This window comes from Mycobacterium sp., assembly GCF_047975165.1.
Taxonomy (GTDB): Bacteria; Actinomycetota; Actinomycetes; order Mycobacteriales; family Mycobacteriaceae; genus Mycobacterium.
Map to the genome: position 1 here is coordinate 14,573 of NZ_JBKECZ010000118.1, position 19,615 is coordinate 34,187.

The window sequence follows — 19,615 nt, forward strand, 5'->3', positions numbered from 1 at the left end:
GCGTCGTGAGATTCACACTCGGCGTCCCGTTTAGAGCTTGCCGGTCATCTTCATGGCCAGGTACCGGTCGGCAAGCTCGGGGGCGATCTGCGACGGCGGCGCGTCGAGCACTTCCACCCCGCTGCGACGAAGCCGGGATGCGATCCCCCGGCGTTCGTTGCGGGAGCGTTCGGCTGCCGCAGCGTCGTAGATCGCCGCCGCGTCCGAGCGTCCGGCGGCCAGCTGGTCGACCCGCGGGTCGGCGATGGCTGCGACCAGCACGTGGTGGCGGGCCGATAGCTGCGGAAGCGCCGGCAGCAGGCCCTCATCGAGCGCGGCCGGGTTTAGATCGGTGAGCAGCACCACCAGACAACGCCGCCGGATACGCCGCAGGAGGGCGGTAGTCATTGCCCGCCAGTCGGATTCGATCAACTCCGGTTGCAGTGGGGCCATCGCCTCGACCAGCGTTGCCAACAACTCGGTGCGCGAAGCGCCGAACACTGCGGCCCTGGCGATCCGGTCGTGGGCGAGGAAGTCGACGTGGTCGCCGGCCCGTGTCGCCAGCGCCGCCAGCAGCAGTGCGGCATCCATCGCCCAATCCAGTCGCGGCCAACCGGCGGGGTCGGCGGCCGTCGGGTCTACGCCGACCCGCCCCGCCGCCATGCGTCCGGTATCGAGCACGACCACCACCCGCCGATCCCGCTCCGGCCGCCAGGTGCGGACCATTACCTCGGTGCGACGGGCGCTCGCGCGCCAGTCGATCGACCTGACATCGTCTCCTACGACGTATTCGCGAAGCGAGTCGAATTCGGTGCCCTGACCCCGGATCAGAGTGGGCAGCAGGCCGTCGATCTCCTGCAACTTGGCCAGTCGAGAGGGCAGGTGCTTGCGCGACAGGAATGGCGGCAGAACCCGGAGATGCCCGGCGACCGGTTGCGAGCGCTGCCGCCCGGCAAGACCGAGCGGGCCGATCGATCGCGCCGTGACCTCCGCCGCATGCTGGTCGCCGCGGCGAATCGGATGCAACCGGCCGATCACCACCCGGCTTTGGCCGGGGCCGATAACGAGATGGTGTGCCCGCGGTTCGCAGCGGGCGCTGGGAGGCCACGCATCGCGCACCTGGCCGCGGAACGGGCGCCGGCCGTCGTTGTGGATCCGCAGACCGGCATCAACGGACTGCCCCAGCCGGATCGAACCATCGGGGAAACGGGTGTAGCGAAGTCTGCGGGGATTGGCCGAAAATGCCACGTCGACGGCCACCAGGGCCGTCAGGGTCAACAGAAATACCTCGAAAGTCAGTGCGGGCCGTGCGGATGCGGCGACAGGCACAACGAGGATAAGCGCCAGCAGTCCGCATCGCCCGGTCAGCGCCATCGATGCCGCACTTCGAAGAGGGCTGACAATATCCTCACCGCTTGGCTTTGCGCCGCACCGTCGATTTCCCGGCGCACTAGCGTGGCACCGGGACCGAGGACAGTATTGCCTCCAAAACGCCGTCGGGGGTGACGCCTTCGAGTTCGGACTCTGGCCGCAGCATGATCCGATGCCGCAATGTCGGCCGTGCCATCGTCTTCACGTCGTCGGGAGTGACGTAGTTGCGTCCAGACAACCAGGCCCAGGACCGCGCCGTTGCCAACAGGGCGGTTGCGCCGCGCGGCGATACACCCAACTGAAGCGCGGGCGACGAACGGGTGGCGCCGACCAGATCGACGATGTAGCCCAGGACCTCGTCGGCAATCAGTACCCGGCTCACCGCCGCGCGAGCGGCCGCCAACTCCGCCGGCCCGGCCGCCGCCTTGATGGTTGACAGGTTGCGGGGATTGAACCCGCGGGCGTGACGGCTCAGCATCGCGATTTCGGCTTCGCGGTGCGGCACAGTCACATTCAGCTTGAGCAGGAATCGGTCCAGTTGGGCTTCGGGAAGCTGGTAGGTGCCCTCGTATTCGATCGGATTCTGGGTGGCGGCGACGATGAAGGGGTCCGGCAGTGCTTTCGGCTCACCGTCGACGCTGACCTGATGTTCCTCCATTGCCTCCAGTAGGGCGGCCTGGGTCTTGGGCGGCGTGCGGTTGATCTCGTCGGCAAGCAGCAGATTGGTGAACACCGGCCCCCGGCGGAAGGCGAACTTCGCGGTGTGGGTGTCATAGACCAGCGAGCCGGTGACATCGCCGGGCATCAGGTCCGGGGTGAACTGGACCCGCTTGAATTCCAGCTGCAGTGCGGCCGCCAGTGCGCGGACCATCAGCGTCTTCGCCACTCCGGGAACACCTTCCAGCAGCACGTGGCCGCGGCACAGTAGCGCGATCACCAGGCCGCTGATCACTCCGTCCTGCCCTACTACTACTTTGGCGATCTCGCCGCGCAACCCCAGCAGTGCGTCACGGGCTGCGTCTGCGGGCGGGGCCGGCTTACTGGAAGGGGACGCTGTCACGAGCGGGCGACCTGCCTTTCGATGTCGTCTAGTGCCAGAGCGAGTCGGTGCAATTCGGTGTCGTCGGTGGGGGGCGGGCCGTAGAGCTGGTCCCGAATGAACTCGGCGGGGGCCCCGCAGCGCTGGGCGACCGTCATCGTGACGGTGGCGGGTGCGGTGTCGGGGCCGAGTCCGAGCCGCGGCGCCAATCTTTGCAGCGTAGCGGTGCGCAGTGCCTCGGCGGCGCGGTCGCGGGCCCGCCGTGACCGGTAGAGGCGGCCCCTGCCCTCCACGGTTTCCGATGCGCGGACGACGACGGGCAACTCCTCGGCCACCAGCGGACCGAGCCGTCGGGCCTTCCACACAGCCACCAGTGCGACGACCAGGCACAGCTGCCAGAGGATCCAGGTCACGTTTTCTGGAATCAGGTCGAGAATCGATTCCGACGCGCTGTTGCGCCCCTCGATGCGCTGGGGGGCGAACCAGACGAGGCGGGCCCGGGCGCCCGCGAGGTTCATCGCCAGCGCGGCGTTGCCCTGATCGAGCAGGCCGTCGTTGGTCATGAAGTGGTTGCTGCCCACGACGGTGATGGAACGCCCAGTGGGATTGGCGGGGTCGGCGGGATCGGCGGGGTCGTGATAGCGGACCAAGGCCCCGCCGTAGCAACTGACCGCGTCCACATCGTCTTTGGTCCGATACGCGTGACTTGGTCCGAACTTCACCGTGCCGGCCCGGATAGCTTGAGGTAGCGGGCAATTCGGTTCGATATCGAACTGTTCCGCAGGCCCGGCGCGCAACGCCGGTGTCAGTGCTCTACGCGCACGGGCAGTGGGATCCACCAGCAGGAGGTCACCCGGTGTGTGCGCCAGCCGGTCGAGCAGGCTGTTGTCGGGGAGCCGCTGCGTGTGCGCCACCAGCAGCAGCGTGCCGGGGCGTGCGGCGCGTTCGGCGTCGGCGACGGTTTTGGCGACGACAACGTCCACGCCGGCGTCCCGCAGTAGCGACACCAGTGCGTGGGCCCCCGATGCGCCGGTGGACTCGGGATCCAGCAAGCCCCCGGGGCGCGGCGCCGTGAAATAGGTGGAGATGAAGGTGATGGCGACGATCGCGACGAACGCCAAAAAGACTGTCCGCAGCGGACGTCGCCGCCGCACAGCACCGGATCGGGGTGCGGGGAATGCCGTCCTCACCGGACCGGCACCCACGAGGCTGGTGTTGGCGGCCGTGCTGGGACCGAAGTGGAACCCGGATGCGAACGCAGGTGCGCATCAAGGCCCGCGATCATCTCGTAGGAGCTCCGAGTTCCGGGTTGCTGGCCATAGGCAACATCATTGAAAATACCTGCTGCCCGGTGTAATTCACGTCTGAGGCGCGGAAATATTGCGCCGGCGTCGTTGGCTAATTCGATGGCGGTGCGGCCCGGTGCCGCAGTCAACACCCGGTCTTCCTCGAGTCCACGAGCCACCGCGCGTAGCCTGTGTCGGATTGCCGCATTCCAATTACATTCTGCTGCACAGTGTTCGGCAGCTATTCGATACTGGGCCGCGGTGAGCTGCCCGTTGTCGAACAGAGCGTGGCCGTTGCGCGTGTGTATGGTGCGTCGTGCGATGCCAAGGGCCGTCGCCACCGCGGCCGTAACCAGTAGGAGCAGCGCCGTGATGGTGAACCACTGGCCCGGTACTGTCGAGATCTGCTGCAACAGCTGGGTCAGCAATTCGTTGAGCTTGTCGACGATCCCGTCCCGCACGCCCTGCCTGGGATAGATCGGTTTGGCCAACTCGCGCTGGGCTGCGTCGTGGGCGGTATCGCGGTCGATGTCGATGAAGGGCACGGGTATTCCCTAGACCGCTCGTGTCAGCCAGAGGTGGTCGGTGGCTTCGGCAGCGGTGGCGCTTCGGGCGGCGCCGGTTTGCAGGGTCAGATCGAAGGCCTCCGAACGCATCCGGCGGTCGGTGTAGAGCAACACGACCACCCCGGCGAGAAACGGGGTGGTGATGATCTGGCTGATGGCGGCCCCAATGGAAGACACTGCACTGCCGGCCAGTAGCACCGCGGTCGAGGATGTCGCCATCAGCATGATCTGGCCGGCGATGTTGAACGGCGCCGAGATTGCGCCGCCGACTACGGCGACGACCACCGCCGCAAGCAGGTTGATCCCGAAGACACGCCAGAAGCTGTGGCGCACCAGGGCGAAGGATCGTTCGATGGCATCGAGCACCGGCAGTCTCTCCAGCACGATCAAGATCGGCGCAAACAGCAGCACGGTGTAGGCGTAGGCCAGCCCCGCCGCTGCGACCAGCAGCAGTGGGAACCCAATCAGCACCACGGCCACGGTATTCGCGGCCGTTCGCACCCCGACCAGGATCACCACCACCAGTCCGGCGACCACGACGAACCCGGTGAGTTCAAGTAGCGCCAGGCCGATCAGCGCGGGCAGCCGTCCGCGTACTTTCCCCCACGCTTCACCGATGGTGATCGGCGCGGCGAACACCGCGCGGCCGACGACGACGGTGAGCATTCCGCTGAGCACGACGCTGCCCAGCCAGTTGACCAGCGCTGCGCTACCCAGCGATGCGATCGAGGTGCTCACGGCCGCCAGGCTTGGCTCCAAATCGCCGGATTCGATCCGACTGACCGCGGCCAGTGGGCCGATTGCCGCGAGCAGCGAGAGGAGAAGTATGACGACCTCGACCATGGTGGTCAGTCCGAGGGTCGCCTTCGGGTTGGCGCGGATGTAGCCGACCGCGCCGTTGAAGATGTCGGTGAGGGTCAGCGGCCGCAGTGGGATGATGCCGGGCCTGGCTACCCCGGGAGGCGGCGGTGCGCCGAACGGTGCGCTGTACGGCGCGGCGTAACCCGGCGGCGGGCCGTAACCCTGCGGTGGACGGTAACCCGGCGGCGGCCCGTAGCCCGGTGGTGGACGGTAACCCGGCGGCGGGCCGTACACGGGGCCCGCGGGCCGGCGATCGCCCGGGGGCACGGGCGGCAGCGCACTCACTGCGCGCAGCGGCTGTCGGGGGCCATGGCTCCATCCTGTCGGCGGGCGAGGGTTTTCTCAATGCGACTGCGTGACCCGGTGCCGGATCGGGCGCAGCCGGCGGCGCGTAGCGTCTATGCCATGGCCGAACTCAAAGCCCGGCTTCGGGCCGACCTGACCGAGGCGATGAAAGCGCAGGACAAGTTGCGTACCGCGACGCTGCGCATGTTGCTGGCCGCGATTCAAACCGAGGAGGTCTCGGGCAAGTCGGCCCGGGAGCTGTCCGACGACGAGGTGCTGAAGGTCCTGGCGCGAGAATCCCGCAAGCGCGGCGAGGCTGCCGAGATCTACACCCAGAACGGCCGCGGTGAACTGGCAGCCAATGAGCACGCCGAGGCGCGCCTCATCGATGGGTACCTGCCGACGCCGCTCACCGACGCCGAGGTGGTCGACGTCGTGGAAACCGCGATCGCCCAGGTCGCCGAAACCCTGGGGCAAGCACCCGGCATGAAACAGATGGGCATGGTCATGAAGGTTGCCTCCGGCATCGCCGAAGGCAAGGCCGACGGGACGCGACTGTCGGCGGCGGTCAAAGACCGACTCTGATCTGGACCGACCCGGACGCCCTTGTCATTGCAGCTGGGCGGGGGCAGGTTCGAAGACGACATCGACGGTCGTCCCGTCGAGCTGCGTGTCGAGTTCCATCGACGTACTGACCGCCTTCATCAGCACCAGACCCCGACCGCTGTTGCCGGGATCAGCCGCCGGGATCTTCCAGGAACCCGAATCGGCAATCCGCGCGTGGACTCGATAGTCCTCGGAGTCCAGGTCGATCCGCATCCGCCCGGCTTCCCGTTCGGCATAGGCGTGTTCGATGCAGTTGCTGCATGCCTCGGATACCACCAGCAGGACGTCGTGCACCAGTGTCGCCGGGATACCGGCGTCCCGCAGCCACATCGACACTCGGCGCCGGATGGCTGCCAGTTGTCCCGGTTCCGCCGGGGCATCGATGTGCAGCGGCGGCAACAGGTGCCGATAGAGCACCATTGCGACGTCGTCGTCGTAACCGGATTGCGGTGCGAGCCGGTCGAGTACGGTGTCGGCCACGGCGCCTATGGGTAGGGGTGCCGACTCCGTGAGGACATCGGCGACCCGCGCGAGGCCCTCGTCGATCGACTCGTTGCGGCGTTCGACGAGACCGTCGGTGAACAACATCAGGGTCGATCCGGGTAGCAGTACCTCGGAGGCTTGCGGGCGAGTCTCGTTGCGGCGTACCGCCAGTGGCACCGACCTGGCGCCGGTCAGCAGTGATGTCACCGAGTCCGAACCCGAGATCTTGTTGACAAGGACGGCGGGCATGTGTCCGGCGTTGCTGTATTCCAGCACCCCCGATGTGGTGTCCAGAATCGCCAGGAACACGGTGGTGCAGTACGCGTCCGGGATCAACGATGCGGCCGAGTCGAGCTGTTCGAGTAGCACCGCGGGTCTGGCGCCGGTGAGCAGTAGCGCCCGCGAGGAACTGCGCAGCTGGCCCATGATCGCGGCCGCAGGTAATCCGCGCCCCACACAGTCGCCGACGACTATCCCGATGCGACGGTCGTCGAGGGGCAGCACGTCGTACCAGTCGCCACCGATTTCCAGGGGTTCGACCGCGGGTTCGTAGCGTACGGCGAATCCCGGGGGCGGAGCGATCGGTGGAAGCATGGCCCGCTGCAGGGTCAACGACGTTTCACGGACGGTCTCGAACTGACGAACATGCTGAATTGCCAGACTCAGGTGTCCGATGAGCACGGTGACCAGCAATCGGTCCTCGGCACTCACCCAGCGCGGTGTTGCCAGCTCAAGCCACAGTGCCACGTCCCCGGCGCCGGACAGCATTGCCGACAGCCCCCGCCCCTTCGCCGAGGCATCGTCGAGGATGAGCTTGGCTGTCAGTGGTAGCTGGTCGCGAGCGTCCAGGAATATCTGTTGCAATTGCAGATCCATTGTGCGCCAGTTTGATTCGACCGGATCGCCGGCCACCTGTACCGTCGGGTCGCTATCGTCCGGCGGCCACATCACCGCGACTACCCGTTGCACGTCGACGGCCGTCCGGCATTCGTCGAGCATGACCGCCAACACTTCGGTCACGCTCTTGGCCACTGCGACCGACGTGGCCAACCGCAGGACCGCGCTTTCCCGGGCGGCGAAGGCCCGGTCGGCGGTGACGTCGCGCACCGTGCCGACGTACCTGTCGTTGTTGTCGTCGGGTCCACGAACACTGTTGATACTGATCGCAACCCAGGCGCGGTGACCATCGGATCGGCGGATCGGGATCTCGTACTGGGCGCTGCCTTCGTTGCGCACGCGCCACTGTTGCTGGTAGGCGTCCTCGGCGTCGACGATCCACGGGTGCGGCCATTTGTAGGGCAGGCCGTCCGCGCCGAAACCGAGGATCTCGGCGAAGGCGTTGTTGATCTCGACGACAGCACCGGTCCGATCGGCGACGAAGAACCCTTCCTGCAGTGAATTCACCAGCGCCGTCCAGAATCTGTCCCGGGACGCCAGCTCCTCGGCTCGGGACCGCTCCGCGGCGAAACGCCTTGCTCCGTCGAGGTATCCGTGCGTCACCTCGTCCAGCGCGGCGAGCGTCTGTAGGACGAATTCCAGTGCCGCCGCCCGGTTGACGGGGCCGATTTCCAAGAGTTCGTCGAGGACGTCGAAGGTGTTTTCGATGATGTCGAGGAAGCTGATCCTTTGCCGGAGCGCCTTGCGTCCGAGTTCGCGCGCGGCGCCCAGTGTGTCCTCGCCTCCGGTGTCAAGGTATTGGACTAGGGCACAACGGTATTCGGCATGAAATTCGGGCTGGAATTCGGCGGGGTGGTCGTCGGTGCGGTTCATGGCGATGCGCCCGGATACCGACCGCCGTTCGGTGCACCTGCGTTCGGTCCCGGCTGGTTGTGTTCGTGTCCGGGCCGGTCACGCCGGCGGTGCCGTGTCGCCGGTGAGTCCTTGCCGGGGACTCGCGCGGCGTCGCGCGTGCAGCAGAAACGTGACGGCGAATCGGACACCGGTGCCTCCAAGGCCTCACCGATTGCGCACCAATTGCGCACCAATTGAACGGTGGCGCAGATTCTACGGCCCGACGTTAGGGGGCACGGATCGGTGCCGGGTGTCGGCGGCTGGTCACCCTGGTTTGTCCGGCAGGCTAGGCTGACGTCACGCCCAAGGCTCGGACAAAGGACCTCCATTGCCAGCTCCTGATTCGATCACCGTCGCGGTCGCAGATCACCAGGGCGCAACCGTGCTCCGCGTCGGCGGTGAAATCGACTTGGTGACCGCTCCGGCTATGGACGACGCGATCGGCGCCGTGCTGGCGAATGAACCATCGGCACTGATCATCGACCTTTCCGGAGTGGATTTCCTGGGTTCGGTCGGGCTGAAGATCCTGGCGGAAACCCACGAGAGACTTGGTGAATCGGCGGCGTTCGGCGTGGTCGCGGACGGCCCGGTGACCCAACGGCCGATTCATCTGACCGGCCTGGACCGGACGTTTCCGTTGTATCCGACCCTCGACGAGGCCCTGGCCGGCGTCCGGGACCCTGGATCGGACAGCTAGGGGAGTCGCCGGGAGCACCGCGTCCGGTGGTGCCGCCGGACCGGCGAGGCACCCGGTCGGCGGGCGCCGGATCTGCCGGACGGCCCCGGGGCCGACGCGATGACGGCCTTTCACCTGCGAAAACACGAGTCGGGGTGGCGGGATTCGAACCCACGGCCTCTTCGTCCCGAACGAAGCGCGCTACCAAGCTGCGCCACACCCCGCTTGAAGCCACGACAGCCTATCGCACGGGCGCTCCAGGCCACCAAACACGTGACGTTCGTCGCCCAGCGTGACCGTGCAGTCACGCTCGGCGATGGCCGCGACTGTGGAGTCACGCTCGGCGATGGCCGCGACCGTGGAGTCACGCTCGGGGTGCGGGCCGAGCTCGGCGACGGCTGTGACTGTGCAGTCACGCTCGGCGATGGCCGCGACCGTGGAGTCACGCTCGGGGTGCGGGCCGAGCTCGGCGACGGCTGCGACTGTGCAGTCACGCTCGGCGATGGCTGCGACTGTGCAGTCACGCTCGGGGTGCGGGCCGAGCTAGTCCCAGCTACCCGAACGCTCGAACACGGCGAGCGACCGCGCCGCGTCGCCGGGGTCGAGGCCTTGGGCGGTGATCCACTCGTCATCGAAGTACGTGTCGGTGTAGCGGTCGCCGCTGTCGGCGAGCAGGGTGACCACCGAACCGCTGCGCCCCGCGACAACCATGTCTGCGATCAGGCCGAATGCCCCCCAGATGTTGGTGCCCGTCGACGGCCCCACCCGGCGGCCCAGGACGGCACTGACGTGGCGGGCAGCGGCGATCGACGCCGCGTCGGGCACCGAGACCATCCGGTCCACCACCGTCGGCAGGAACGAAGGCTCCACCCGCGGCCGGCCGATGCCCTCGATCCGAGACGACGCGCCCGTCACGATGTCGAGCCGGCCTTCGGCGTAGGCGGGGAAGAACGCCGAGTTTTCCGGGTCCACGACGCACAACTGCGTCGCGTGCCGCCGGTAGCGGATGTAGCGTCCGATCGTCGCGCAGGTGCCACCGGTGCCGGCGCCGACCACGATCCAGGCCGGAATTGGGTGTGCTTCCTCGCGCATCTGCAGATAGATCGATTCCGCGATGTTGTTGTTGCCCCGCCAATCGGTGGCCCGCTCGGCGTTGGTGAACTGGTCGAGATAGTGACCGCCGGCCTCTTCGGCGATTCGCGCGGCCTCGGAGTAGACCTCGCTTGACCGTTCGACGAAATGGCAGCGACCACCTTGGGATTCGATCAGCGCGATCTTTGCCGCACTGGTTGTCGCCGGCATGACGGCGACGAACGGTAACCCCAGCAGTGCGGCGAAGTAGGCCTCCGATACCGCCGTCGAACCCGAGGATGCCTCGACCACGGTGGTGCCCTCGTCGATCCAGCCGTTGCACAGTCCGTACAGGAACAGCGAGCGCGCCAACCGGTGCTTGAGGCTGCCGGTGATGTGCGTCGTCTCGTCCTTGAGGTACAGCTCGACGCCGGCCTCGTCTGCCCACGCGGCCGGCAGCGGGTAGCGCAGCAGATGGGTGTCGGCGCTGCGTCGGGCATCGGCCTCGATCAACCTGATCGCATTGTCGGCCCAGCCGCGGGAGCCGCCGCGGACCGCGATCCGAGCCTGACCGGTCAACGGACCGACGCGGCGGGCTCGGAGTGCACAAGGTCGCCGGCTTCGTCCCGGCTACCGGTCGGGTTTGCGATCAGCGTCAGCAGGGTCGCCTCCGGGCGGCAGCAGAACCGTACCGGGGCGAAGGGTGAGGTGCCGAGGCCCGCGGACACGTGCAGGGCGGTGTTCGCACCCCACTGGGAGGGCCCTTTGGCCCGTGAGCGGTCCAGGCCGCAGTTGGTCACGATCGCGCCGTAGAACGGCAGGCACAGCTGGCCGCCGTGGGTGTGGCCGGCCATCACCAACCGGTAGCCGTCGGCGGCGAAACGGTCGAGCACCCGGGGTTCCGGCGAGTGCACCAGCCCGAGCTTGAGGTCGGCTGCGGGGCTGACCGGCCCGGCGATCGTGTCGTAGCGGTCCCGGTCGATGTGCGGGTCGTCGACGCCCGCGGCCGCGACATGCAATCCGGCCACTTCGAACTCGCGCCGGATGTGGGTGAGGTCGAGCCAACCCCGTTCGGTGAACGCCGCCCGCAGATCCTGCCAGGGCAGTGGCTCGCCCTGGACCCGATGATGCGAGTTGGTCAGATAGTTCGCGGGGTTTTTCACCCGCGGACCGAAGTAATCGTTGCTGCCGAAGACGAAGACCCCCGGCCGGGACAGCAGGTCGCCGAGCGCCTGTACGACCGCCGGCACCGCCTTGGGGTGAGCCAGGTTGTCGCCGGTATTGACCACCAGGTCGGGATCCCAGCCGGCCAGCTCGCGCAGCCAGGCCTGTTTGCGCTGCTGGTGGGGCGTCATGTGCAGATCGCTGATGTGCAGCACCCGCAGCGGCGTCGAACCCGGACTCAGCAGCGGGATCGTCACCTCACGCAACACGAACGCATTGCGCTCGACCAGCGATGCGTAGCCGATGGCCGCAACACCGGATGCGACGGCCAGCGAACCGGCGCGCAGCAGGGTGGCGGCAACTCCGCGGTGAGGCGGACCGGTCCCGGAAAGGGCACCAAAACCTGTGACAGCCATGCATGCAGCCTACTGCCGGCGGGCCCGGCATTCGCCTACCCTTGAGCGCCCGACCTTGAGCGCCCACCGCGGCTCGGGAGTTACGGCGGTGGTTGTTCCAGCAGTGGAATGGTGATGGGTGGTAGGCCGGGAATCTCGATGACCTGCGACCCAACCACCTCGGGGGGCGGCGGCGGTGGCGGCGGACCCTCCTCCGGTGGCGGCGTACCCCACTGTTGCGGAGGAGGGTTCCATTGCGGTGGTGGTGGTGGTGGCGGTGGCGGCGGCGCAATGCCGTTGCTGGTGAGGATGGTGATGATCGAGCCCGGGATCGTTTGGCCGGTGGGTGAGGACCCGACCACCTCGCCGAATCGGGCAATGCTGTTGATGGGGCTGGGTTGTTCGGCGACCTCGAAACCCGCCTCCCGCAGACGCTGCCGTGCCTGTTCGACGTTGAGGCCCGCTATGTTGGGCACCGCTCCAGCCGGTGAGCCATCGACGTAGCGGGGGTCGGTGGGCGGTAGGTGCACCTCGCCGAAATGATCGGCGATCGGCATGAACGCGGTGAACCAGGTGCGCGCGGGTTCGCTGCCGCCGTACAGGTTGCCGTTGCCGCAGCGGCGGAGCGGCCAGGAGCACAGGTCCATGGGGGTCGGCGAGTCGTCGTAGATGTAGTTGGCCGCCGCGTAGCGGTTGGTGAATCCCACGAAGCCCGAGGACCGGTGAGTTTCGGTGGTGCCGGTCTTGCCGGACATGGGCAGAAACCAGCCCGCCCCCCCAGCCGAACCGGCCGCGGTCCCCATGCCCACCGCGTCCTTGCTCATGGCGTTGGCCAGGGTATCGGCCAAGCCCTGTGGGACCACCTGCTCGCAGGTCGCGGTGGTGACCGCGACCTCGTTGCCGTTGCGGTCGATCAGCTTGTCGATGGGGTTCGGCGGGCACCACACGCCTCCCGACGCCAGGGTGGCTGCGACGTTCGACAATTCCAATGCGTTGATCTTGATGGGTCCCAGGGTGAACGAGCCGAGGTTCTGCCGTTTGACGAAGTCGGCGAGACTCTCGTTGCTTTCGGGGTTGTAGTCGCGTGCGGTGCCGGGAGTGGCGTAGGACCGGAGGCCGAGCTTGACCGCCATATCGACCGCGCGGGATACCCCGATCTGCGAGATCAGCTTGGCGAATGCGGTGTTGGGCGACGTGGCGAGCGCGTCGGTCACGTTCATCGAACCGACATAGCCGCCGGCATTGACCACACACCAGGTGTCCTTGGGGCATCCCTTGGCGCCGCCGCTGCCCAGACCCTTCGCCTCGAAGCGGGGCGGCACGGTGAGCTGGGCGTTGATGCCCATCCCCATTTCCAGTGCGGCAGCCGTGGTGAAGATCTTGAAGATCGAGCCGGCGCCGTCGCCCACCAGGGAGAACGGTTGTGGGCGCATGGTTTGGCCGGCTGCCAGGTCCAGCCCGTAGGTACGGTTGCTGGCCATCGCCACGACTTTGTGCGACGTCTGCCCCGGCAGGATCACGCTCATCACGCTGGAGATTCCGGTCAGGGTCGGGGACGCGAACTGATCGACGGCCGCCTTGACCGGATTCTGTACGTCGGGATCCAACGTGGTGAGGATCTGGTAGCCGCCCGTGGCCACTTCTTCCTTACGCAGGCCCGCGCGTGCCAGGTACTCCTGGACGTAGTCGCAGAAAAACGCGCGGTCGCCCGCGGCGATGCACCCGCGGGGCAGTTCGTTGGGTTGCGGCAGGATGCCCAGCGGCTTGGTCTTGGCCGCTTGCAGCGCTTCGGCTTGTCCGGGGAGGTTTTCGATCATGGTGTCCAGGACGAGATTTCGCCGGGCCAGCGCACCCTTGGGATTGGTGTACGGGTTGAGGGCGCTCGTCGACTGCACCATGCCGGCAAGCAGCGCGGCCTGTTGCCAGTTCAGGTCGATGGCGTTTACGCCGAAGTAGGTCTGCGCGGCATCCTGCACGCCGAAAGAGTTGTTCCCGAACGAGACCAGGTTCAGGTAGCGGGTCAGGATCTCCGGCTTGCTGAAGGACTTGTCCAGCGTGAGCGCCATGCGGATCTCGCGCAATTTACGCGCGGGGGTCGGCTCGACGGCTGCGCGCTTCTCCTCATCGGTCTTGGCCGATACCAGCAGTTGGAAATTCTTGATGTACTGCTGTTCGATCGTCGAGCCGCCGCGGGTGTCGAGATCGCCGGAGGCGTACCCGGCCAGCCCCGTCAGGGTGCCTTTCCAATCCACGCCATTGTGATCGGCGAACCGCTTGTCTTCGATCGACACGATCGCCAGCTTCATCGTGTCGGCGATTTTGTCGGAGGGCACTTCGAACCGACGCTGCGAATACAACCACGCGATGACGTTGCCTTTCGCGTCGACCACCGTCGACACGGCCGGAACCTGGCCCTCGAGAAGCTGCGCCGAACCGTTGGCGACGATTTCCGAGGCCCGGTTGGACATCAACCCGATACCGCCCGCGACCGGGAACATCAACGCGGCGGCGAGGACGCCGGCGAGTAGGCAATAGCCGCCGAGCTTCAGCAGCGTCTGTCCCACCGTGGGGTGTACCGGCATGCGTATCACAGTAGCGGTCCGCCACAGCTCAGCCGCCGGCGCTCGGGCCGGAAAAATTTTTTCAGCGAATCAACAGGTGTCGGACAGGTGCTTCAGCCGCCAGATGCAGTAGTGTTTCGACCGACGTTACTGGTCAGAGTCGTGATACGGGACTCGTTCGAGTCCTTTCCCGAGGCTGCCGGTCGCGGCTGGTGGGGCTTGGCCGCAAAAATCCGTTATGGAAATGTTGCGAAAAGGCCCGTCGGCCACCTATCTTGTAGAGTTAACGAGGTTTCATATGCGGGGGTATGCACGACGCGTGCGTGTTTTCCCAGCATGGTGACCGCGAACGGTATCGGCCATAGTGCCCATAGCGCATGGCCCGAAGGGTAAGGAAGGAGTCGATCTCGTGTCGGATGTGAATCCAAGCGGTCGTAAGACAGGCCTTACGTCGACCGGCAACCTTCTGCGCAGCGTAGACGCGGAGGACCGCATCGCATGGGTGTCGCAGGCGCTCTGCCGCACAACCGACCCCGATGACCTTTTCGTGCGCGGTGCCGCACAGCGCAAGGCCGCAGTTATCTGCCGGCACTGCCCGGTGATGCAGGAATGCGCAGCCGACGCCTTGGACAACAAGGTTGAGTTCGGTGTCTGGGGTGGAATGACCGAGCGTCAGCGTCGTGCCCTGCTCAAGGAGAACCCCGAGGTGGTCTCCTGGTCGGACTTCCTCGACCGACGCAAGCGGCGCAACATCAGCTGACCCACACTTGCCCTTGGACCGGGCGCTCGACACAGCTTTAGTCGGCGGCCTGTTCGGCGGCGCGGCGGGCACCGCTGTGCTCGCGAGCGTAACGTCACAGCGAAATTCGGAGCGCAAAATCGCAGCCCCGTTACGCTCGTGAACGACGCCGATGACCCCGTGCCCCCTCTTCAGCGGCAATGTATCCGGATACGTCAACACCGGCTCGTACACTCCCGGCTACTTCAGCCTCGCTCAGCGGCTGCGGGACGTTCTCGCCTAGCCCGGTGTAGATCCGTCAGGCGGTCGACGTGATCTGATCGGCCAGGGCGCGCAGTGCGTCCAGGTCCGAGACATCGAACGGCAGCGACGGCACCCCGATGACCGGTACGTGCGGGTTGGCGCCGGTGAACCGGGACAGCAGCCGGATCTCCCGCTTGGCCATTTGCGCGCGCTCGGCGTGGATCTGCAGCAGTGCCCGCGTCAACGACGCGTCCGCGCCCGAGTCGGCCCCGAGCTTTTCAGCGGCGTCGACGGCACGCTCGATGTGCAACGAACACAGCGGCGGGTGAGTCCGGTTCAAGACGAGGCCGGCCAGCGGCATCCCCTCCTGGGACAGCCGGTCGACGAAGAAGGACGCCTCACGCAACGCGTCCGGTTCGGCGGCAGAGACCACCACGAATTGTGTGCCACGCCGCTTCAGCAGGGAGTAGGTGCGGTCGGCCTTCTCCCGGAACCCGCCGAATGTCGCATCCAGCGATTGGACGAATCCCGCTGCGTCGGAAAGCATCTGCGAGCCGAGAATCGTCGACATCCCCTTCATCGCCAGGCCCATCACACTGGTAACCAGCCGGCCAACTCCCCGCCCCGGCGCCAGCAGCATTCGCCACAGACGGCTGTCCATGAAGCTGCCCAGGCGCTTGGGCGCGTCCAGGAAGTCCAGCGCATTGCGCGACGGCGGGGTATCGACGATGACCAGATCCCAACGGTCTTGCGCCAGCAGTTGTCCGAGCTTCTCCATGGCCATGTACTCTTGCGTGCCCGCAAGCGACGTGGCGACGGTCTGATAGAACTGGTTGTCCAGAATCGACTGTGCCTGTGCGGCTCCGGAATACTGCTCCACCATCTCATCGAAGGTGCGGCGCATATCCAGCATCATCGCGTGCAGCTCACCGGGAACCTCCGGCCCCAACGGCACCCGCTGCGGGGTGTTGCCGAGGTCGTCGACCCCCAGTGCCTGTGCCAGCCGCTTTGCCGGGTCGATCGTCAAAACCACAACGGTGCGGCCGTATTCGGCGGCGCGCAGCGCGATCGCTGCGGCGGTGGTGGTCTTGCCGACGCCGCCCGCGCCGCAACACACCACCACACGGTTCGAGGTGTCAGCCAGAATGGCAGCCATGTCAAGTGGTTCCGGCTTGTGGGACGGCGCGGTGTTCATCGGACCCCCTGCTGGGCGAGCGCTTCGGAAAGTTCGTAGAGACTGCCCAGGTCCACACCGTCGGAGATGGTCGGCAGTTCCAGTCGCGGGACTTCGAGGTCGTCGAGCTGTTCTGCGGTTTCGGCCCGGGCGCTGATCCGGCTGGCGTGCTCGACAGTTTCGGTGAGCAGACCCGCGAAGTCGGCGTCGTCTAGTTCGATTCCCACCTTCGCCAATCCCGAACGCACCGCGTCCGCGTCGACCGAGCCCCCGGCGGCCGAGTCCAGGGTGTCCGGATCGAGGTAGACCGGCATCGTGCGGTTGACGATCACGCTGCCGATCGGCAATTGCATGTCGATCAGCTCCTGAATCGCTTCCGCGGTTTCCTGGATGGGTAGCGCTTCGAGCAGCGTCACCAGGTGGATGGCGGTCTGGTCGGAGTGCAGCAGCCGGACCACGCCGTCGGCTTGAGAGTGCACCGGCCCGCCCTTGGCGAGTTCGGACACGGCCCGAGTGACGTCCAGGAACCGGGTGATGCGGCCCGTCGGCGGTGCGTCGACGACAATGGCGTCGTAGACATGGGATCTGGTTCCCTTGGTCACCCGGATGACCGATTCCTTGATCTTGCCGGTGAGGATCACATCACGTAGGCCCGGCGCGATCGTCGTCGCGAAATCGACGGCGCCGATCCTGCGCATAGCCCGGCCGGCGATTCCCAGGTTGTAGAACATTTCCAGGTATTCCAGGAAAGCGGACTCGATGTCGATGGCCAAGGCGTTGACCTGGCCGCCGCGTTCGGCGGTCGCGATCTTGACTTCGTCGTAGGGCAGCGGCGGGACATCGAAGAGTTGCGCGATGCCCTGGCGCCCTTCGACTTCGACGAGCAGCACTTTTCGGCCGCCCGCGGCCAGCGCCAGTGCCAGCGCGGCCGCGATGGTCGACTTTCCGGTGCCGCCCTTGCCCGTCACGAAATGCAGTCGTGCCTTCGACAGGCGCGACGGCCATCCCATCGGAGTGCCTCTGCTCGACGTGTTTGCCACCATCGCATGCTAGCCCGACCGGTACGGGCGCCCGCGGGCCTGGGCGGGGCTCGTCGGCGGGTGTCGATATGCTCGCGGTCATGACCCAACCCTCGACCTGGGAGTACGCGACGATCCCGCTGCTGACCCACGCCACCAAGCAGATTCTCGACCAGTGGGGCGGCGACGGCTGGGAATTGGTGGCGGTGCTGCCCGGCCCCACCGGAGAGCAGCACGTCGCCTACCTGAAACGGCCCACATGAGCGCGAAAGCCCGGCTCGCGGACCTCGGTATCGAGCTTCCGCAGGTGGCGGCGCCGCTGGCTGCCTACACCCCGGCGGTGCGGACCGGCAACCTCGTCTACACCGCCGGCCAGTTGCCATTCACCGACGGCACACTGCCCGAAACAGGCAAGGTCGGTCTCGGCGTCACTCCCGAGGCCGGGAAGGCGCTCGCCCGCGTCTGCGCGCTGAACGCATTGGCAGCGGTGGACGCACTGGTCGGCCTGGACGCGGTGACCCAGGTGGTCAAGGTTGTCGGGTTCGTCGCCTCCGCGCCCGGGTTCCACGGCCAGCCGGCCGTCGTCAACGGCGCTTCCGAACTGCTGGCCGAGGTGTTCGGCGACAGCGGCGTGCACGCGCGGTCGGCGGTCGGCGTGGCCGAACTTCCCTTGGACGCGCCGGTGGAAGTGGAACTGATCGTGGAGGTCGGGTAGCGGCCATGGCGGCCGAGTCGGGTTCGACGCATCCCGCCTATCGTCGGCTGCGGGCGGTCACCGAGACCGCCTCGGTACTGCTGGCTCACAACCCGGGGCTGATGACGCTGGACGGCACCAATACCTGGGTGCTGCGCGAGCGGGGTGGCGACGAGCTCGTGATCGTCGATCCCGGCCCCGACGAGGACGGCCACATCGAGCGGATAGCGGAGTTGGGCCGGATCGCGCTGGTGCTGATCAGCCATCGCCACATCGACCACACCCAGGGCATCGACAAGCTGGTCGAACTGACCGGGGCGCCGGTCCGCTCGGCGGGCAGCGGATACCTACGCGGAATGAGCGGTGAGCTGACCGACGGGGAAGTCATCGACGCCGCCGGGCTGGCCATCACCGTGCTGTCCACCCCCGGCCACACCGCCGACTCGCTGTCGTTCGTCCTCGACGACGCCGTGCTGACCGCCGACACGATTTTGGGCCGCGGCACCACCGTGATGGACCGCGAAGACGGTAACCTCGCCGACTACCTGGAGTCGCTGCACCGGCTGCGCGGGCTGGGGCAGCGGACGGTGCTGCCCGGGCACGGCCCCGAGCGCACCGACATTGCGGCGGTCGCGCAGGAATACCTCGCGCACCGCCACGATCGCCTGGACCAGGTGCGTGCGGCGCTGCGGCAACTCGGCGACGACGCGAGCGCACGTCAAGTCGTCGAGCACGTCTACACCGACGTCGACGAGAAGCTGTGGGATGCCGCCGAGTGGTCGGTGCAGGTGCAGCTGAACTACCTGCGGTCCTGAGCAGAAGGGGGCGGGTGGCGCCCGAGCTGCGCCCGGACTGCGTCCGCGCTCCGCTCGCGCTTACCGCTACCTCGCTCGGCGGGCTAGGCGCTCGGAGTCGGAGATGAGCACGGTCTTGCCCTCCAGGCGGATCCAGCCGCGGTGGGCGAAGTCGGCCAGCGCCTTGTTCACCGTCTCCCGGGAAGCGCCGACCAGTTGGGCGATCTCTTCCTGCGTCAGATCGTGGGTGACCCGCATCGCGCCACCCTCCTGGGTGCCGAAGCGCTGGGCGAGCTGCAGCAACTGTTTGGCCACCCGGCCGGGCACGTCGGTGAAGATCAGGTCGGCCAGGTTGTTGTTGGTACGGCGCAGCCGTCGCGCAAGCACTCGCAGCAACTGCTCGGCGATTTCGGGGCGGTCGGCGATCCACGCCCGCAGCGCGTCGCGGTCCATCGAGACCGCGCGCACCTCGGTGATGGTCGTCGCGCTGGAGGTCCTCGGGCCGGGGTCGAAGATCGACAGCTCGCCGAACATGTCCGACGGGCCCATGATGGTCAGCAGGTTCTCCCTGCCGTCGGGTGCGTGACGCCCGATCTTCACTTTGCCGGCGACGATGATGTAGAGCCGATCCCCGGGCTCGCCTTCGGCGAATACCGTGTGCCCGCGGGGGAAATCAACCGGGTGCAGTTGTCTGGTCAACGCAGCGACTGCGCTGGGTTCAACCCCTTGAAAGATTCCTGCCCGTGCCAGGATCTCGTCCACGTTGCCTCTTCATCTTTTCAGCGAAGTGATATTGAGCAGGCCGGCCTGTGACGGCC

General features: G+C 67.0%; 18 protein-coding genes and 1 tRNA gene. 6 read left to right on the plus strand and 13 right to left on the minus strand.

Going from position 1 to position 19,615, the window contains the following annotated elements:
- Positions 1–30: 30 nt before the first annotated feature.
- The 5 genes from ACK5M9_RS11980 to ACK5M9_RS12000 all read right to left on the minus strand — a co-directional run bounded on the left by ACK5M9_RS11980 (position 31) and on the right by ACK5M9_RS12000 (position 5,378).
- A complete protein-coding gene (locus ACK5M9_RS11980) occupies positions 31–1,353 on the minus strand; it encodes a DUF58 domain-containing protein (RefSeq protein ID WP_416893390.1) in 1,323 nt (440 codons plus the stop codon).
- Positions 1,354–1,429: 76 nt separating this feature from the next.
- Positions 1,430–2,410 (minus strand): AAA family ATPase, encoded by a 981-nt coding sequence (locus ACK5M9_RS11985; protein ID WP_416893391.1) that lies wholly within the window; start codon positions 2,408–2,410, stop codon positions 1,430–1,432.
- Positions 2,407–3,594: a DUF4350 domain-containing protein gene (locus ACK5M9_RS11990; protein WP_416893392.1), complete on the minus strand. Its 1,188-nt coding sequence runs from the start codon at positions 3,592–3,594 to the stop codon at positions 2,407–2,409. The genes ACK5M9_RS11985 and ACK5M9_RS11990 overlap by 4 nt, the downstream gene beginning before the upstream one ends.
- Entirely contained in the window at positions 3,576–4,220 is a 645-nt protein-coding gene (locus ACK5M9_RS11995; protein ID WP_416893393.1) for a DUF4129 domain-containing protein, read from the minus strand. Before ACK5M9_RS11995 ends, ACK5M9_RS11990 begins: the two co-directional genes overlap by 19 nt.
- A 9-nt stretch (positions 4,221–4,229) precedes the next feature.
- Positions 4,230–5,378 carry a hypothetical protein gene (locus tag ACK5M9_RS12000; RefSeq protein WP_416893438.1) on the minus strand — a complete coding sequence of 383 codons (1,149 nt, stop codon included), beginning with the start codon at positions 5,376–5,378 and terminating at the stop codon, positions 4,230–4,232.
- A gap of 129 nt (positions 5,379–5,507) precedes the next feature.
- Between ACK5M9_RS12000 and ACK5M9_RS12005 the strand changes: the two genes are divergently transcribed.
- Entirely contained in the window at positions 5,508–5,972 is a 465-nt protein-coding gene (locus ACK5M9_RS12005) for a GatB/YqeY domain-containing protein (RefSeq protein WP_416893439.1), read from the plus strand.
- A 24-nt stretch (positions 5,973–5,996) separates the two neighbouring features.
- Here the strand turns inward: ACK5M9_RS12005 and ACK5M9_RS12010 are convergent, their stop codons facing one another.
- The gene (locus ACK5M9_RS12010) at positions 5,997–8,246 is read right to left on the minus strand and encodes a SpoIIE family protein phosphatase (RefSeq protein WP_416893394.1); all 2,250 of its coding nucleotides are present in this window, start codon (positions 8,244–8,246) and stop codon (positions 5,997–5,999) included.
- Positions 8,247–8,595: 349 nt separating this feature from the next.
- Between ACK5M9_RS12010 and ACK5M9_RS12015 the strand changes: the two genes are divergently transcribed.
- Complete coding sequence (locus tag ACK5M9_RS12015; RefSeq protein ID WP_416893395.1) at positions 8,596–8,964, plus strand: STAS domain-containing protein; 369 nt, start codon at positions 8,596–8,598, stop codon at positions 8,962–8,964.
- Between the two features lie 129 nt (positions 8,965–9,093).
- Here ACK5M9_RS12015 and ACK5M9_RS12020 read toward each other — a convergent pair.
- The 4 genes from ACK5M9_RS12020 to ponA2 all read right to left on the minus strand — a co-directional run bounded on the left by ACK5M9_RS12020 (position 9,094) and on the right by ponA2 (position 14,155).
- Positions 9,094–9,167 (minus strand) — tRNA-Pro (locus tag ACK5M9_RS12020).
- Between the two features lie 319 nt (positions 9,168–9,486).
- On the minus strand, positions 9,487–10,593 hold the full coding sequence (locus tag ACK5M9_RS12025; protein WP_416893396.1) for a PLP-dependent cysteine synthase family protein: 1,107 nt from the start codon (positions 10,591–10,593) through the stop codon (positions 9,487–9,489).
- Positions 10,590–11,594, minus strand: coding sequence for a metallophosphoesterase (locus tag ACK5M9_RS12030; RefSeq protein WP_416893397.1), 1,005 nt, complete (start codon positions 11,592–11,594; stop codon positions 10,590–10,592). Before ACK5M9_RS12030 ends, ACK5M9_RS12025 begins: the two co-directional genes overlap by 4 nt.
- Before the next feature lie 80 nt (positions 11,595–11,674).
- Positions 11,675–14,155 carry a transglycosylase/D,D-transpeptidase PonA2 gene (ponA2, locus tag ACK5M9_RS12035; RefSeq protein WP_416893398.1) on the minus strand — a complete coding sequence of 827 codons (2,481 nt, stop codon included), beginning with the start codon at positions 14,153–14,155 and terminating at the stop codon, positions 11,675–11,677.
- 388 nt (positions 14,156–14,543) lie between these two features.
- Here ponA2 and ACK5M9_RS12040 point away from each other — a divergent pair, with 388 nt between their 5' ends.
- Positions 14,544–14,894, plus strand: a complete 351-nt coding sequence (locus ACK5M9_RS12040) for a WhiB family transcriptional regulator (protein ID WP_416893399.1) — start codon at positions 14,544–14,546, stop codon at positions 14,892–14,894.
- A gap of 277 nt (positions 14,895–15,171) precedes the next feature.
- Here ACK5M9_RS12040 and ACK5M9_RS12045 read toward each other — a convergent pair whose 3' ends face one another.
- Positions 15,172–16,311, minus strand: coding sequence for an ArsA family ATPase (locus tag ACK5M9_RS12045; protein WP_416893400.1), 1,140 nt, complete (start codon positions 16,309–16,311; stop codon positions 15,172–15,174).
- Entirely contained in the window at positions 16,308–17,333 is a 1,026-nt protein-coding gene (locus tag ACK5M9_RS12050) for an ArsA-related P-loop ATPase (RefSeq protein ID WP_416893401.1), read from the minus strand. Before ACK5M9_RS12050 ends, ACK5M9_RS12045 begins: the two co-directional genes overlap by 4 nt.
- A gap of 77 nt (positions 17,334–17,410) precedes the next feature.
- Here ACK5M9_RS12050 and ACK5M9_RS12055 point away from each other — a divergent pair, with 77 nt between their 5' ends.
- From ACK5M9_RS12055 to ACK5M9_RS12065, 3 genes are read left to right on the plus strand one after another with little or no spacing between them, the layout of a single operon-like run.
- A complete protein-coding gene (locus tag ACK5M9_RS12055; RefSeq protein ID WP_416893402.1) occupies positions 17,411–17,572 on the plus strand; it encodes a hypothetical protein in 162 nt (53 codons plus the stop codon).
- Positions 17,569–18,024, plus strand: coding sequence for a RidA family protein (locus ACK5M9_RS12060; RefSeq protein WP_416893403.1), 456 nt, complete (start codon positions 17,569–17,571; stop codon positions 18,022–18,024). Before ACK5M9_RS12055 ends, ACK5M9_RS12060 begins: the two co-directional genes overlap by 4 nt.
- Positions 18,025–18,029: 5 nt before the next feature.
- A complete protein-coding gene (locus ACK5M9_RS12065; protein ID WP_416893404.1) occupies positions 18,030–18,818 on the plus strand; it encodes an MBL fold metallo-hydrolase in 789 nt (262 codons plus the stop codon).
- A gap of 66 nt (positions 18,819–18,884) precedes the next feature.
- On the opposite strand, the gene crp is transcribed toward ACK5M9_RS12065, so the two are convergent.
- Complete coding sequence (gene crp / locus ACK5M9_RS12070; protein WP_416893405.1) at positions 18,885–19,559, minus strand: cAMP-activated global transcriptional regulator CRP; 675 nt, start codon at positions 19,557–19,559, stop codon at positions 18,885–18,887.
- Positions 19,560–19,615 lie beyond the last annotated feature (56 nt).

Coding starts and splice junctions, on each gene's coding strand:
- ACK5M9_RS11980 (WP_416893390.1), bottom strand. CDS start 1,353: ATGGCGCTGACCGGGCGATGCGGACTGCTGGCGCTTATCCTCGTTGTG.
- ACK5M9_RS12005 (WP_416893439.1), top strand. CDS start 5,508: ATGGCCGAACTCAAAGCCCGGCTTCGGGCCGACCTGACCGAGGCGATG.
- ACK5M9_RS12010 (WP_416893394.1), bottom strand. CDS start 8,246: ATGAACCGCACCGACGACCACCCCGCCGAATTCCAGCCCGAATTTCAT.
- ACK5M9_RS12030 (WP_416893397.1), bottom strand. CDS start 11,594: ATGGCTGTCACAGGTTTTGGTGCCCTTTCCGGGACCGGTCCGCCTCAC.
- ponA2 (WP_416893398.1), bottom strand. CDS start 14,155: ATGCCGGTACACCCCACGGTGGGACAGACGCTGCTGAAGCTCGGCGGC.
- ACK5M9_RS12045 (WP_416893400.1), bottom strand. CDS start 16,311: ATGAACACCGCGCCGTCCCACAAGCCGGAACCACTTGACATGGCTGCC.
- ACK5M9_RS12050 (WP_416893401.1), bottom strand. CDS start 17,333: ATGGTGGCAAACACGTCGAGCAGAGGCACTCCGATGGGATGGCCGTCG.
- ACK5M9_RS12055 (WP_416893402.1), top strand. CDS start 17,411: ATGACCCAACCCTCGACCTGGGAGTACGCGACGATCCCGCTGCTGACC.
- ACK5M9_RS12060 (WP_416893403.1), top strand. CDS start 17,569: ATGAGCGCGAAAGCCCGGCTCGCGGACCTCGGTATCGAGCTTCCGCAG.
- ACK5M9_RS12065 (WP_416893404.1), top strand. CDS start 18,030: ATGGCGGCCGAGTCGGGTTCGACGCATCCCGCCTATCGTCGGCTGCGG.